The sequence below is a fragment of the Streptomyces sp. NPDC030809 genome (assembly GCF_055572195.1).
On record NZ_JBVIDV010000036.1, the window covers coordinates 58717 to 71701 of the forward strand.

7 protein-coding genes are annotated in these 12985 nt (G+C 75.8%); 4 read left to right on the forward strand and 3 right to left on the reverse strand.

Features of this window, described 5'->3' with window-relative positions; genetic code table 11:
- The first annotated feature begins 106 nt into the window (after window positions 1-106).
- Window positions 107-3871: an AfsR/SARP family transcriptional regulator gene (locus ACZ407_RS32995; protein ID WP_468134843.1), complete on the forward strand. Its 3765-nt coding sequence runs from the start codon at window positions 107-109 to the stop codon at window positions 3869-3871.
- On the opposite strand, the gene ACZ407_RS33000 is transcribed toward ACZ407_RS32995, so the two are convergent.
- On the reverse strand, window positions 3858-5891 hold the full coding sequence (locus ACZ407_RS33000) for a sigma-70 family RNA polymerase sigma factor (protein WP_468134845.1): 2034 nt from the start codon (window positions 5889-5891) through the stop codon (window positions 3858-3860). The genes ACZ407_RS32995 and ACZ407_RS33000 overlap by 14 nt on opposite strands.
- Window positions 5892-6089: 198 nt before the next feature.
- Window positions 6090-6845 (reverse strand): TetR/AcrR family transcriptional regulator, encoded by a 756-nt coding sequence (locus ACZ407_RS33005; RefSeq protein WP_468134847.1) that lies wholly within the window; start codon window positions 6843-6845, stop codon window positions 6090-6092.
- 338 nt (window positions 6846-7183) lie between these two features.
- Here ACZ407_RS33005 and ACZ407_RS33010 point away from each other — a divergent pair, with 338 nt between their 5' ends.
- Entirely contained in the window at window positions 7184-8602 is a 1419-nt protein-coding gene (locus ACZ407_RS33010) for an NAD(P)/FAD-dependent oxidoreductase (protein ID WP_468134849.1), read from the forward strand.
- A 155-nt stretch (window positions 8603-8757) separates the two neighbouring features.
- Complete coding sequence (locus ACZ407_RS33015; RefSeq protein ID WP_468134861.1) at window positions 8758-10542, forward strand: ATP-binding SpoIIE family protein phosphatase; 1785 nt, start codon at window positions 8758-8760, stop codon at window positions 10540-10542.
- A 200-nt stretch (window positions 10543-10742) separates the two neighbouring features.
- Here ACZ407_RS33015 and ACZ407_RS33020 read toward each other — a convergent pair whose 3' ends face one another.
- Window positions 10743-12026 (reverse strand): MFS transporter, encoded by a 1284-nt coding sequence (locus ACZ407_RS33020; protein ID WP_468134863.1) that lies wholly within the window; start codon window positions 12024-12026, stop codon window positions 10743-10745.
- 117 nt (window positions 12027-12143) lie between these two features.
- On the opposite strand from ACZ407_RS33020, the gene ACZ407_RS33025 reads away from it, so the two are divergent.
- Entirely contained in the window at window positions 12144-12686 is a 543-nt protein-coding gene (locus tag ACZ407_RS33025; RefSeq protein WP_468134851.1) for a MarR family winged helix-turn-helix transcriptional regulator, read from the forward strand.
- The last annotated feature ends 299 nt before the right edge of the window (window positions 12687-12985 follow it).

Here is a 12985-nt window from a genome sequence, read left to right on the forward strand (position 1 = left end):
AGCCTCGCCGGCGATTGAGGCGCGGGGTCCGGGGCGGAGCCCCGGAGCGGCGGGGGCGGCCCGGAAAACCGGCGGCGCGGGCCGGGGACCGCCCGGCAGAATGGGGATGGTGCGGTATTTCATCCTGGGTGTCAGCGAGGCGCGAGACGAACACGGCTCGCCCGTAACCATCCGCGGCCCCCGCCTCCGCGCCCTCCTCGCCGCCCTGGCCCTCCGCGCAGACCGCCCCGTCCCGGTCCCCGACCTCGTCGACGAGATCTGGGACGGCGACCACCCCGCGGAAGCCCCGGCCGCCCTCCAGGCCCTGATCGGCCGCCTCCGCCGCACCCTCGGCCATGAAGCGATCCGCTCCGAGCCCGGCGGCTACCGCCTCGCCGCCGACCCCGACACCGTGGACCTGCACCGCTTCCTCCGCATGGCCCGCGAGGGCGCCGCCCGCCTGGCCGCGGGCCGCCCCGCCGAAGCCGCGGAGCTCCTCGGCAGCGCCCTCGCCCTCTGGCGCGGCCCCGCGCTGGCGGACCTGCCCGGCCGGGACGGCCACCTGGCCCGGCCGGAAGCCATCCGCGACACCGCCGTACGCGACCGCATCGAGGCCGAGCTCCGGTCCGGGCACGACCCGGCCCCGCTCGTGGCCGAACTCGCCGCCCTCCTCGCGTACAACCCGTACGACGAGCCCCTGCGCGCCCAGCACATCCGCGCCCTGCGCGCGGCGGGCCGCAGCGCCGCTGCCCTGCTCGCGTACGAGGACGCCCGCCGCACCCTCGCCGAGGGCCTCGGCACCGACCCCGGCCCCGAACTGACCGCCCTCCACGGCGAACTCCTCAACCCGCCCCCCACCTGGCCCCCCACCTGGCCCCCCACCCGGGCCGCCGCCCCTGCCCCGACCGACCGCGCCCCCGCCGCAGCCCCTCACCAGGCCGAGGGCCCGGCCCTCGGCCCCGTCTCGGGCTTGGCCCCGGCCGCCGACCGCGCCCCCGCTCCGGCCCATGACCACGACCACGCCCGCGACCGCACTGGCGGAGCCGCCCCGGTCGCCCGTCGGGCCGGGGGTGCGGGGCTCGGGCCGAGTGCCGTCGGGCCGGGCACGGCGCCTCGTCGGGCGCAGAGCGGGGCGTTCGATGCGAGCGGTGCCCCGGGCCCGGCCACCGACTGGCCCGCCGCCGCCGGCTTTCCGGGCAGCCCGCGCCCCACGGGGCTCCGCCCCGGACCCCGCGGCTCGGACTCCCCCGGCCACCGCGGGGAGGCGGCCCCCGGCGAAGGCGGATCTCCCCCGGCCTCGTCCCCGGCGAGAGCCGCATCCCCCTTCGCCGCTCCGCCCCCGGCCGGAGCGGCGGCAGTTGCGGGGCACGGTTCCGTCGCCCCGGGGCAGCCCGGGCCCGGCAATCTGCGGCGGCGGCTCAACTCGTTCGTCGGGCGGGAGCCCGAGCTGGCCGCGTTGCGGCGGGATCTGGGGCGGGCGCGGCTGGTGACGCTCACCGGGCCCGGCGGGTCCGGGAAGACGCGGCTCGCCGAGGAGGCCGCGGCCGCGCATGCCGGGGACGAGCCCGCCTGGCTGGTGGAGCTCGCGCCGCTGGACGATCCCGCCGCCGTGCCCGGCGCGGTGCTCAGCGCGCTGGGGCTGCGCGAGACCGCCCTGATCGCCCGCGAGAAGCCCGTCGCCGCCGAGGACCCCGCCGGCCGGCTCGTCGAACACTGCGCCCACCGCAGGCTGCTGCTCGTCCTCGACAACTGCGAGCACGTCGTCGGCGCCGCCGCGGCCCTCGCCGAGCGGCTCCTCGTGCACTGCCCCGGCGTACGGATCCTCGCCACCAGCCGCGAGCCCCTCGGCGTGCCCGGGGAGACCGTACGGCCCGTGGAGCCGCTGCCGCCCGCCCCCGCGCACCGTCTCTTCGCCGAGCGCGCCACCGCCGTACGACCGGATTTCGACCCGGCCGCCGAGGCCGCCGCCGTCACCGAGATCTGCACTCGCCTCGACGGCCTCCCGCTCGCCATCGAGCTGGCCGCGGCCCGGCTCCGGCTGCTCACTCCCACCCAGATCGCCGCCCGGCTCGACGACCGGTTCCGCCTCCTGACCGGCGGCAGCCGCACCGCGCTCGCCCGCCAGCAGACCCTGCGGGCCGTGGTGGACTGGTCCTGGGACCTGCTGGACGCCGGTGAACGCGCCCTCCTGCGGCGGCTGTCCGTCTTCGCTGGCGGCTGGGACCTCGCCGCCGCCGAGGCCGTCGGCTCCGGCGTGCCCGGCCCCGGCCCCGGCCCCGGCGCGGACCCCGCCCTGCTCCTCGGCGCCCTCGTGGACAAGTCGCTGGTGGTCGCCGCCCCCGCCGCGGACGGCGAGATGCGCTACCGGATGCTGGAGACCATCCACGAGTACGCGGCCGAGCGCGCCGCCGGCACCCCGCAGGAGCGGGCCGCCGCCGCGCGGGCGCACGCCGCGCACTACCTCGCGCTGGCCGAGGAGGCCGAGCCCCGCCTCCGCTCGGGGGGCCAGCTGCCCTGGATCCGCAGGATCGAGACCGAGCTCGACAACATCCGCGCCGCCCTCCACCACGCCGTGCAGCACGACGCGGACACCGCGCAGCGGCTGGCCTTGGCCCTCGGCTGGTTCTGGTGGGTGCGCAACTACCGCTCCGAGGGCGCCGACTGGACCGCCCGCGTACTCGACCTCGGCGCGCCGGGCGACCCCGGGGACCCGGCGGACCCCGGCTACTGGCCCCGGCTGCGGCTGCTCATGCTGCTGATCTTCCTGCGCGCCGAGACCGGGGTGCCGACCGGACTCCAGGTGCGGGTACCCGCCGAGACGGCCCGCCGGGTGGAGGCGGCGTTCCGCGGCAGTCCCGAGGAGTCCGCCCGGTTCCCCGGCATGCTGTGGCCGTTCACGATGTACCTGACCGGCTCCGGCGGCTCCGCGGACTTCCGCGCGGGCATGGCCGAGACCGTCGCCCACTGCCGCCGCCACGGCAGCGCCTGGGCGCTCGCCGCCGCCCTGATGCTCCGTGTCCACATCGACGTGGACACCGCCGGCGGGCTGGACGGGGTGGACGAGGACCTCGCCGAGCTGCACCGGATCAGCGCCGCCGCCGGGGACCGCTGGATCCGCGGCCAGGTGCTGAGCGCCGAGGCGGAGGCGGCGATGGCCCGCGGCCGCTACGACCGGGCCGTCGAGGCGTACGCGGAAGCCCTGGAACTCGTCCACGAGGTCGGCGCGCACGCCGAAGGGCCGTTCATCATCGCCCGGCTCGCGGAGATCGCGCACCGCCGGGGCGACAGCCTCCAGGCGGAGCGGCTGCTCGCCGAGGCGGCGGCGGAGGCCGACCGGTACGGGGTCCTCGACGCGAGCTGCTTCGTCGGCTTCCTCCGCGGGTGGATTGCCCTGGACGGGGAGGACTACGCGACCGCCCGGGAGCGGTACGGCGAGACCCTGCGCGCGACCGCCCGCAGCACCATGCCCCCGCAGTTCACGGCCGCCCTGGACGTCTTCGGGGCCCGGCTGGCGGCGAGGGAGCACGGCCCGGCCGAGGCGGTGCGGCTGCTGGGCCCGGCCCTGGCGGCGGCCGCGGCGGCCCACTGCGCCGAACAGGTCCTGGCCACCGCCGCCGAGGCCGCCGTACCGCTGCTGCCGGAGCTCGGCCGCACCGCCGACGGCGTACGCGTGCTCGCCGCGGCCACGCGCTGGCGGTCGGGCCGACCGCGCCCGGTGCCGGACGAGGCCCGCCTCGCGGACTTCCCGGCCCGGGCCCGGGAGGAGCTGGGCGAGGCGGGGTACGCCCGCGCGGAGGCCGAGGGCGGACCGCTGTCCGTGGCCGCCGTGGTCGCCCTCCTGGACTCCGGGGACCGCCCGGGAGGCGGAGCCGCCCCGGTCAGCGGCAGCTGAACTCGGCGTCGGCCCAGTCGCCCAGCAGCAGCCGCCCGTACGGCCCGTCCCGTTCGACGACCAGCCGGACGGTGTCGCGGCCGCCGAGGCCGACCGTGACCGGCACCGCCCGGTCCCCGGCGGCGAGCGCGGGGGAGCGCCAGAGCCGGACCCCGTCCGCGTACACGGAGAACCGCAGGGTGCCGGGGGCGCCGCGGGACATGTCGTCCACCCCGACCTTCGCGGAGAAGGAGGTGCACGGCCGGTTCAGCTCGATGGTGGCCGCCGACCTCGCGTGCATCGTCAGCCCCTGCCGGTAGGCGTGGTCCGCGATCACCAGGCCCCAGCGCTGCCAGACCCAGTTCCCGAGCGCCCCGCGCAGCTCCGGCCCGCTGTGGTCCCCGAAGGGCGCGTGCTTCAGCTCGGCGAGCCGGTACGTGCGGTCCGCCCGGGGCGGGGTCGGCTTCGGGGTCGGGGTCGGCTTCGAGGGCTTCGGCCGCGGCGAGGGCGGCTTCGGGGTGGCCGGCGGCCGGGACGGGGCCGGCGGGGTGGGCCGGGCCGACGGCGGGCGGGGGCTCGGTTCCGGGACCGCCGGAGGCCGCTCGGGGGCCCGGGTGGGCTCGGACGCCTTCGGTGCGGGGAGCGCCGGGGCGGGCCGGGCGGCGACCGCCGGCGGCCGGGAGGAGGGCGGGGGCGAGGGCGGCTCGGGGGCGTCGGGCAGCACGGGGGCCGCCACCCGGGGGGCCGGCCGCGCGGTGGGCTGCGCCTCGTCGTCGCCGACGAACGCGAACACCACTCCGGCGGCCGTGGCCACGGCCAGGCCCGCCGCGATGGCGGCCTTGGCGGGCATGCCGAGCCCCTCGGAGGCCACCGCCCCGGCGCCCGCACCGGAGCCGCCGGCCCCGCCCGCGGCACCTGCACCGGCCGCACCTGCACCGGCAGCCCCGGAACCGGCCGCACCGGCACCGGCCGCACCGGCACCGGCCGCACCGGCACCCGCGGCCCCGGTCGCGGCCGCCGCAGCACCCGCGCCGCCCGCGGCCACCGCGCCCCCGGCGACCACCCCGGCCGCCTTGACCGCGTACCCGGCGGCGAACCAGCCGATGACGGCGACCGGCAGCAGCGCGGGGATCCCGGCGTTGACCTCCTTGAGCTCACCGGCCGCCAGCCGGCACCTCGCGCACTCCTCCAGGTGCTTGCGCAGCCCGCGCTCGGCGCGCATCCGCAGCCCGCCGCGGGCGTACGCGCCGAGCCGGTCGGCGTAGTGCGCGCAGTCCCCGCCGGCCACGAGCGCCTGGCTGACGTGCGCCTGGAGGTAGGCCTGCTTGAGGCCTTCGCGGGCCCGCCCGGCCAGTGCCGCGGTGGCATTGGCGCTCAGCCCGAACAGCGGGGCCACCGCACCGGGCGTGGACTCCTCGACGGTGGTGTGCCACAGCACGGCCTGCCAGCGCTCGGGCAGGCTGCGGAACGCCTGCATGGCGAGGGTCTGTTCCGCCTCCTCCATGGCCCGGACGTCGGCCCCGCGCTCCAGCGTGTCCGTCCCGGCGGCCGCGCCCGCCTCGGCCCCGCGGGCCGCCTGCTCGGCGAAGAGGGCGAAGTCCTCGACCAGTTGCTCCCGCTTGGCGGTCTTCGTCCAGGCGGCGGCCACCCGGCGCACGGTGGTGAGGAGGTAGGCGCGGACCGCCTGGTCGGGCCCGGCCCCGCCGCGTACCGCCTGCAGGGTCCGGGCGAACACCTCGGCCGTCAGGTCGTCGGCGGTGTGCCCGTCCCGGCAGCAGGTGCGGGCGTAGCGGCGCACCGCGTCGGCGTGCCGGCGGAACAGCTCCTCGTACGCGCCGTCGTCCCCGCCGCGCATGCGGGTGATCAGGTCGCCGTCGGAGGGCGGGAGTTCCGCGGCGGTGGCCCCGCTGCCGGAATCCCGCTGCGCGGGCACCTGGCGGGCCGGCGGACCACCGGTCCCGGCCGCGGTCCCGGCCGCGGTCTCCGCCCCGGTCCCGGTCCCGGCTGCACCGGCCGACTCGTCCCGCCCGTCAACGCTCATCGCGGAAGCCCCCGCACGACATGCTCAGACCCGTACACCGGGAAAGAGTGTCATAGAGGGCACGCCGGACGTACCCCTCTGCGCGCTATCCACTCATCCGGGCAGCATCCGGCGAAACGCCGTGCGGCCCTTCACCCGTTCGAGCACACGAACGGGTGAAGGGCGCAGCATGCCCGGTACTTGGTGCGACCGCGTTCCCTATCGGGAGCGCAGGCCCTCCAGCAGGATGTCCAGCAGCCTGGAGGAGGCCGCCGCCTGGTGCGCCGGGTCCGGCAGCGCGGGCGCCGCCGTGGCGATCACCAGCAGCACGTCGGCCACGGTCACGTCGGTCCGCAGCTCGCCCGCGGCCCGCGCGCGGTCCACGAGCCGGCCCACGACCTCCAGGAGCGCCCCCGCGCCCGCGTCGTCGGCCTCGGCCGGCCGGCGGGCGACCACCCGCAGGTCGGGCCGGTCGGCGCCGGTCTCCTCGGGAGCCGACTGGCGCTGCTGCGGGACGCGCGCGTCCGCCTCGTCCTCGGCGGACGCGTCGTCGGCGCCCACCCGCAGGACCTGCGGGGGCAGCAGCCGCCCGGCCCCGGAGGCCACGGAGGTCCGCAGGAAGCGCGAGAGCGCCTGCCACGGCTCCTCCTCCTGGCCGAGGGCGGCCCGCGCCTGCTCGGTCAGCCGGGCGGTCTCCTCCTCGGCGATCCGGCGGACCAGGACGTCCTTGCTCGGGAAGCGGCGGTACACGGTGCCGACGCCGACGCGCGCCCGGCGGGCCACGTCCTCCATCGGCGCCCCGTACCCGAGCTCGCCGAACACCTCACGGGCAGCACGCAGCACGTGCTCGAGGTTCCGCTGCGCGTCCACACGCAGCGGGGTGGAGCGGCCTATGCCCGTCCCACCTGCGATCACGCGGCTGTGCCCTTCGGTCGAGAGCGCCGTCGCGGACCCATGGAAATCAGAAATGTTCATATGTATCCCCCGGTAATCTTCATGTCTCCCCCCGGAGACATCCCCGCTTCTCGCCGGAGGGCCAAGGTCAGCTGAGCCCCGGCCGACCACCCGGCGAACTACGAACATAGTTGAGCCAGAGTCAATTCAGAAGAGGCAGCTCCGTATGGACCGCCGCCCGATCGGAGCATTCGCCCGCACTTTTCCGGTCAGGGCACCCGGAATCACCCCGTCCGCCCCGTCTGACCTGCACAACTTCCCCCCGTTCCGGACCCCGCCGAAGCCCCCGCCAGGGGCGGCCTTCGGTCACACAATCTGTCGGGGCTGTGGACAAAGTCCCGGCCACGTTGCGTCATGGGATGGTGAAGGCTGCTGATTCCCGGGGAACGGCCCCCGGCACCTCGCCCCGCACCCGGATCCTCGTGGTTGGCGGCGGCTACGTCGGGATGTACACCGCGCTGCGCCTCCAACGCAGACTCAGAGCGGACGAGGCCGAGGTCACCGTCGTGACCCCGGAGCCGTACATGACGTACCAGCCCTTCCTGCCCGAGGCAGCCGCCGGCTCGATCTCGCCCCGGCACGTCGTCGTACCGCTGCGCCGCCTCCTCGGGAAGTGCCGGATCGTCATCGGCGAGGCCCGCAGCATCGACCACGCCAAGCGGACCGCGACCGTCGCCACCCTCGCCACCGAGGAGGAGGGCGCCGGACCGGTGCAGATCGAGTACGACGAACTCGTCCTCGCCCCCGGCTCGGTCTCCCGCACCCTCCCGGTCCCGGGCCTCGCCGACTACGCCATCGGCTTCAAGACCGTGGAAGAGGCCATCGGCCTGCGCAACCACGTCATCGAGCAGATGGACATCGCCTCCTCCACCCGCGACCCGCAGGTCCGCGACGCGACCCTCACCTTCGTGTTCGTCGGCGGCGGCTACGCCGGGGTCGAAGCCCTCGCCGAGCTGGAGGACATGGCCCGCTACGCCGCCCGGTACTACCACAACGTCAAGGCCGAGGACATGAAATGGGTGCTGGTCGAGGCCAGCGACCGGATCCTCCCGGAAGTCGGCCCGGAGATGGGCCAGTACACCGTCCGCGAGCTGCGCGGCCGCAGCATCGACGTCCGGCTCGGCACCCGCCTGGAGTCCTGCGCCGACCGGGTCGCCGTCCTCAGCGACGGCTCCCGCTTCCCCACCCGTACGGTCGTGTGGACCGCGGGGGTCAAACCGCACCCGCTGCTCGCCGCCACCGACCTGCCCCGCAACGAGCGCGGCCGGCTGGTGTGCACCGCCCGCCTCACCGTCGAGGGGGTCGAGCACGCCTGGGCCGCCGGGGACGCCGCCGCCGTCCCCGACGTCACCGCGGAGGAGCCGGGACGCGAATGCGCCCCCAACGCCCAGCACGCCGTCCGCCAGGCCAAGACCCTCGCCGAGAACGTCATCGCCTCCCTGCGCGGCGAACCGCTCAAGGACTACTCCCACAAGTACGTCGGCTCGGTCGCCTCCCTCGGCCTCCACAAGGGCGTGGCCCACGTCTACGGGCGCAAGCTCAAGGGCTACCCGGCCTGGTTCATGCACCGCGCCTACCACCTCAGCCGGGTCCCCACCTTCAACCGCAAAATGCGGGTCCTCGCCGAATGGACCCTCGCCGGCCTCTTCAAACGCGAGATCGTCTCCCTCGGCTCCCTCGAACACCCCAGGGCAGAGTTCGAAATGGCCGCCGGCGGCGGTCCGAAGCACCCCCCGATGAGCCCGCCGCCGCCCCCCGCACCCGACTCCGCGGGCTGACGATGTCAGTCCGGTCGGCCACACTGGACGTGTGACCATAGGTGCGCTGACACCTGCACAGAGTGACACCGGCCGGCACCAGTCCCCCCTCGGCACCGCCCGGGGCCCCGCCGGCGACACAGCGACCACGAGCGACACCACGAGGCTTGAACGCAGTGAACTTCACGCGCTGGAGCGCCCGGTTTCCCGGAACGCAGCGCCGCGCCGCAGCCCGGTCCGAACACGCGGCCGCCCGGGCCAAACGCGGCGAGGGCTCCGTCCCCGCGGCCCGCGGTGAGCACGCCGCCCCCGCCGATCCCACCGTCTCCGGGACCGGCACCGGCACCGGAGCCGGGAGTCCCGCCGGCCTCGGTACCGGTGCCGGCTCCGCGACGGGCCCCGGCGGACCGGACGGCGCCGCCCCCGGTCCCGGGAGCGCCGTCGTCCCCGTCCCCTCCCTCGACGAGCTCTCCGTCCGCGAGGTCCTCGGCCGGCTGCCCGCCCTCGTCGCCCTCGTCCACGGCCCGCACCACCACCTCGCGTACGTCAACGAGGCCTACACCGCGGGCTTCGGCCCCCGCCCGCTCGGCGCCCCCGCCCACGAGGCGCTCCCGGAGTTCGGCGAGCTGGGCCTGCTCCCGCTCCTCGACCAGGTCCTGCGCAGCGGGAAGCCCCGTACGGTCAAGAACCGGACGGCCCCCGACGGCAGCTCGTACACCGTCACCTGCACCCCCGTCACCGGGATCGGCACCCCCGCCGACCCCAAGGGCGCCGGGGTGCTCGTGCACCTGGCCGACGTGACCGACCACGCCGAGGCCCTCGACCGGCTGCGCTCCGCCGAACGCCGGCAGCGCGAGGCGGCCGTCACCCTCCAGCGCTCCCTGCTGCCCCAGGAGCTGGAGGAACCCGACGACCTGCGCATCGCCGCCACCTACCACCCCGGCGGCACCGAGGCCGCGGTCGGCGGGGACTGGTACGACGTGATCACCCTGGGCGCCGGCCGCACGGCCCTGGTCATCGGCGACGTCATGGGCCGCGGGGTCCGGGCGGCGGCGGTGATGGGCCAGCTGCGCACGGCGGTACGCGCCTACGCCCGCCTGGACCTGCCGCCGCACGAGGTGCTCCAGCTGCTCGACGGGCTCGCCGCCGAGATCGACGCCAGCCAGATCGCCACCTGCGTGTACGCGGTGCACGACCCGAACGAGGGGCGGCTCGTCTACGCCTCGGCGGGCCACCTGCCGATCCTGGTCCGCGACGAGGGCGGCACGGTCCGCCGCGCCGACGGGGCCACCGGCCCGCCGCTGGGCACCGGCGGCTGGCTGCACTCCTCGGGCACCATCCCGCTCGGCCCCGGTTCCACCGCCGTCCTCTATACGGACGGGCTGGTGGAGCGGCGCGGCGAGGACATCGACGAAGGGGTGGCGGCCCTGGAGCGGGCGCTGTCCGGGGCGAAGGGCACCCCGCAGGTGATCTGCGACCGGCTGATGCGCGCGCTGGGGGTGGGCGCCGACCACGACGACGACGTGGCGGTGCTGGTCCTCCAGCACCCGAGCCGCAGCGGGGCGGACGCGGAGCTGTTCCACAACGCGGCACTGGAGCTGCTCGGCGGGATCGAGGCGGCCCCGCGCGCCCGGGCCTTCGCCCAGGGGGTGCTGGCCTCGTGGCGGTTCCCGGTCGAGCTGTGCGACCTGGGGGTGCTGGCAGCCAGCGAGCTCGTCGCGAACTCGCTCCAGCACGGCACCCCGCCGATGCGGCTGCGCCTGCGGCGCACCGACCGCAGGCTGATCATCGAGGTCACGGACGGGGACGACCACCTGCCCCGGCGGCGGCGGGCGGAACCGGCGGACGAGGCGGGCCGCGGGATCTCGATCATCGCGACGATCGCCTCGTCCTGGGGTTCGCGCCGGACCCCGGGCGGGGGCAAGGCGGTCTGGTGCGAGTTCGCCCTGCCGGGCGCCTGAGCTTCCGGCAGGGAGATCGGTACGGGGTCCGCGGTACGGGCTCCGGTACGCGGTCCTCCGGTGCGGGACTGCGGGGTAAAAGGGGTCCGGAGCGCGCTCCGCGCACGGGGGAGGGCGCGGAGCGGCGCTCCGGGTGCTTGCGCCCGCCCGGGGGGTGCGCGCGCAAGGAACGGGGGGCGGCGCGGCGGGCCGCCGGGGGGTTACGCGGTGACCGGCTCGGCGGGGGCGGTGCTCTGCGCGCCCGCGCTGACGCGGACCACCTTGGACCGCGAGGGGTTGTCCTGCACCGCGGTGAGGTGCCGGCCCAGCCGCAGCGCGAGCACCGAGATCCCGAGCGAGACCAGGACGAAGACCGCGATGTAGAGCATCGGCAGCCCGGCACCGACCGGCACGCCGAGCGGGCCGAGGGCCAGGGCCATCTGCTTGACCAGGGCGAAGGCCGAGTTGTACTGGCCGACGGAGCCCTCGGGGGCGAGGTCCGCGACCAGCGGGGCCACGGTCGGCGCGAGCATGGCCTCCCCGATGCCGAACAGCGCGTACGTGGTGACGAACGCGGTGGCGGCCATCGCGGTGCTGCCGTGGCCGAGGCCGGAGAAGCCGGCGATGACCCAGGCGGCCGTCCAGATCAGGCCCACGAGCGCGATCACCCGGGAGCGGCGGCGGTTCTCGACCAGCTTGAGCACGACGAACTGGGCGAGCACGATCGCGCCGGTGTTGGCGGCCAGGGCGAAGCCGAGGGTGGACGGGGAGATCCCGGCGGCCTCGGTGCCGTAGGCGGCCAGGCCCGACTCGAACTGTCCGTAGCAGGCGAAGAAGAGGACGAAGCCCAGGACGCACAGCTGCACCATGGCCTTGTGGCCGAGCAGCCGGCGCAGGCCGCCGCCCGCCCGGGCCGCGTCCTTGGGCCGGGCCTCGCGGATCCCCGGGGCCTCCGGCATCCGGACGCTCGCGATGACGGCGGCGAGGACCAGGAACATGGCGGCCTCGATGCCGAAGAGCAGGGTGAAGCTGCCCGGCCGGCTCTCGTCGACGATCTGGCCGCCGAGGAGGCCGCCGATGCCCAGGCCCAGGTTCTGCATGAAGAACTGGAGGGCGAAGGAGCGCGTCCGGGTGGCCGGGGTGGAGCACCAGACGATCATCGTGGCGAGGGCGGGCTGCATCGCGGCCTGCCCGGCGCCGAGCGCCAGGGCGGACAGCAGGATCGGCGCGGCGCTGCCGGCGAGGCCGAGGGCGAGCGCGCCGAGCGAGGCGGTGACCGCGGCGGCGATGACGACGGGGACCGGGCCGCGGCGGTCGATCGCGCGGCCGGTGAAGGGCAGCGCGACGAGCGCACCGAGGGCGAAGGCGATGAACGCGGCTGTCGCCGTCGCCGCACCGAGATCCCGCACCTGCGCCACGTAGATGTAGAGGAACGGAACGGTGAACCCGATGCCGAACGCCGTCAGCGCGTTGCCGGCCTGGATCCGCCGCATCGCAGCGCCCATCACCTTGGTCACTTCTCACCTGCCCTTAGATCTGAAGACTTAAGTCCTAAACTTCGATGCTTAAGAGTACACACCGAAGTACTTAGACGCCAACCGGGGCGTGCGATACTTCGCGGCATGGGTGACACCCCCGACACAGCGGACATCGACGGCGTGAGCGAGCCGAGCCTCGACGAGCAGATCGCCGTCTACCAGCGCGAGTTCCAGGACCTCGACCCCCAGGTCGAGAAGGTGGTGTCGGCCCTCAGCCGGCTGAACCGCCGCATGAACGTCGCGTACGGGCGCCAGACCGCGGCCCTGGGCATCAGCAACGCGGAGTGGGAGGTCCTCAAGGCCCTCGTCATCTCCGGGGAGCCGTACCGGATGGGCCCGAGCGAGCTGGCGAAGCAGCTGGGGCTCACCCCCGCCGCGATGACCCACCGCATCGACCGCATGACGGCCGAGGGCCTGGTCACGCGGGAGCGGGACGAGAACAACCGGGTCCGCGTGATCGTGGAGCTGACCGCCGAGGGCCGCAGCAAGTGGCTCGACGCGATGCGGGCGGCCACGGTCTTCGAGGAGGAGCTCCTCCAGGACCTCTCCACCCGGGAGCGGGGCGCGTTGGGCGACATGCTCACCCGGCTGCTGGACCGGGTGGAGGACCTCCAGTCGCGAGGTTGACCGGGGGTTGACACGAACCTTGCGGATCCGTAAGGTTCTTCGAGTTGTCACGGGCCGGAACGGTTCTGCGACGACGATCCCGCCGCTTCATCGCGGCACACCTACTCAGCACGATCTCCCCAGCGGGAGTGAATTCGGCACGCCCGAATTCATTGCCGGGGCCCGATTATGGGCCGCCTGGGAAATCCGCTAGAGTTCGGGAGTCGGAAGGGCCCAACAGCCCGGAAGGCAAAGCCCGCTGACTGGGAGTCAGGCCCGAAAGGATCTGATAGAGTCGGAACCGCCGGAAGGGGAAAGCG

Coding starts and splice junctions, on each gene's coding strand:
- ACZ407_RS32995 (WP_468134843.1), top strand. CDS start 107: ATGGTGCGGTATTTCATCCTGGGTGTCAGCGAGGCGCGAGACGAACAC.
- ACZ407_RS33000 (WP_468134845.1), bottom strand. CDS start 5,891: ATGAGCGTTGACGGGCGGGACGAGTCGGCCGGTGCAGCCGGGACCGGG.
- ACZ407_RS33005 (WP_468134847.1), bottom strand. CDS start 6,845: ATGAACATTTCTGATTTCCATGGGTCCGCGACGGCGCTCTCGACCGAA.
- ACZ407_RS33010 (WP_468134849.1), top strand. CDS start 7,184: ATGGTGAAGGCTGCTGATTCCCGGGGAACGGCCCCCGGCACCTCGCCC.
- ACZ407_RS33020 (WP_468134863.1), bottom strand. CDS start 12,026: ATGGGCGCTGCGATGCGGCGGATCCAGGCCGGCAACGCGCTGACGGCG.
- ACZ407_RS33025 (WP_468134851.1), top strand. CDS start 12,144: ATGGGTGACACCCCCGACACAGCGGACATCGACGGCGTGAGCGAGCCG.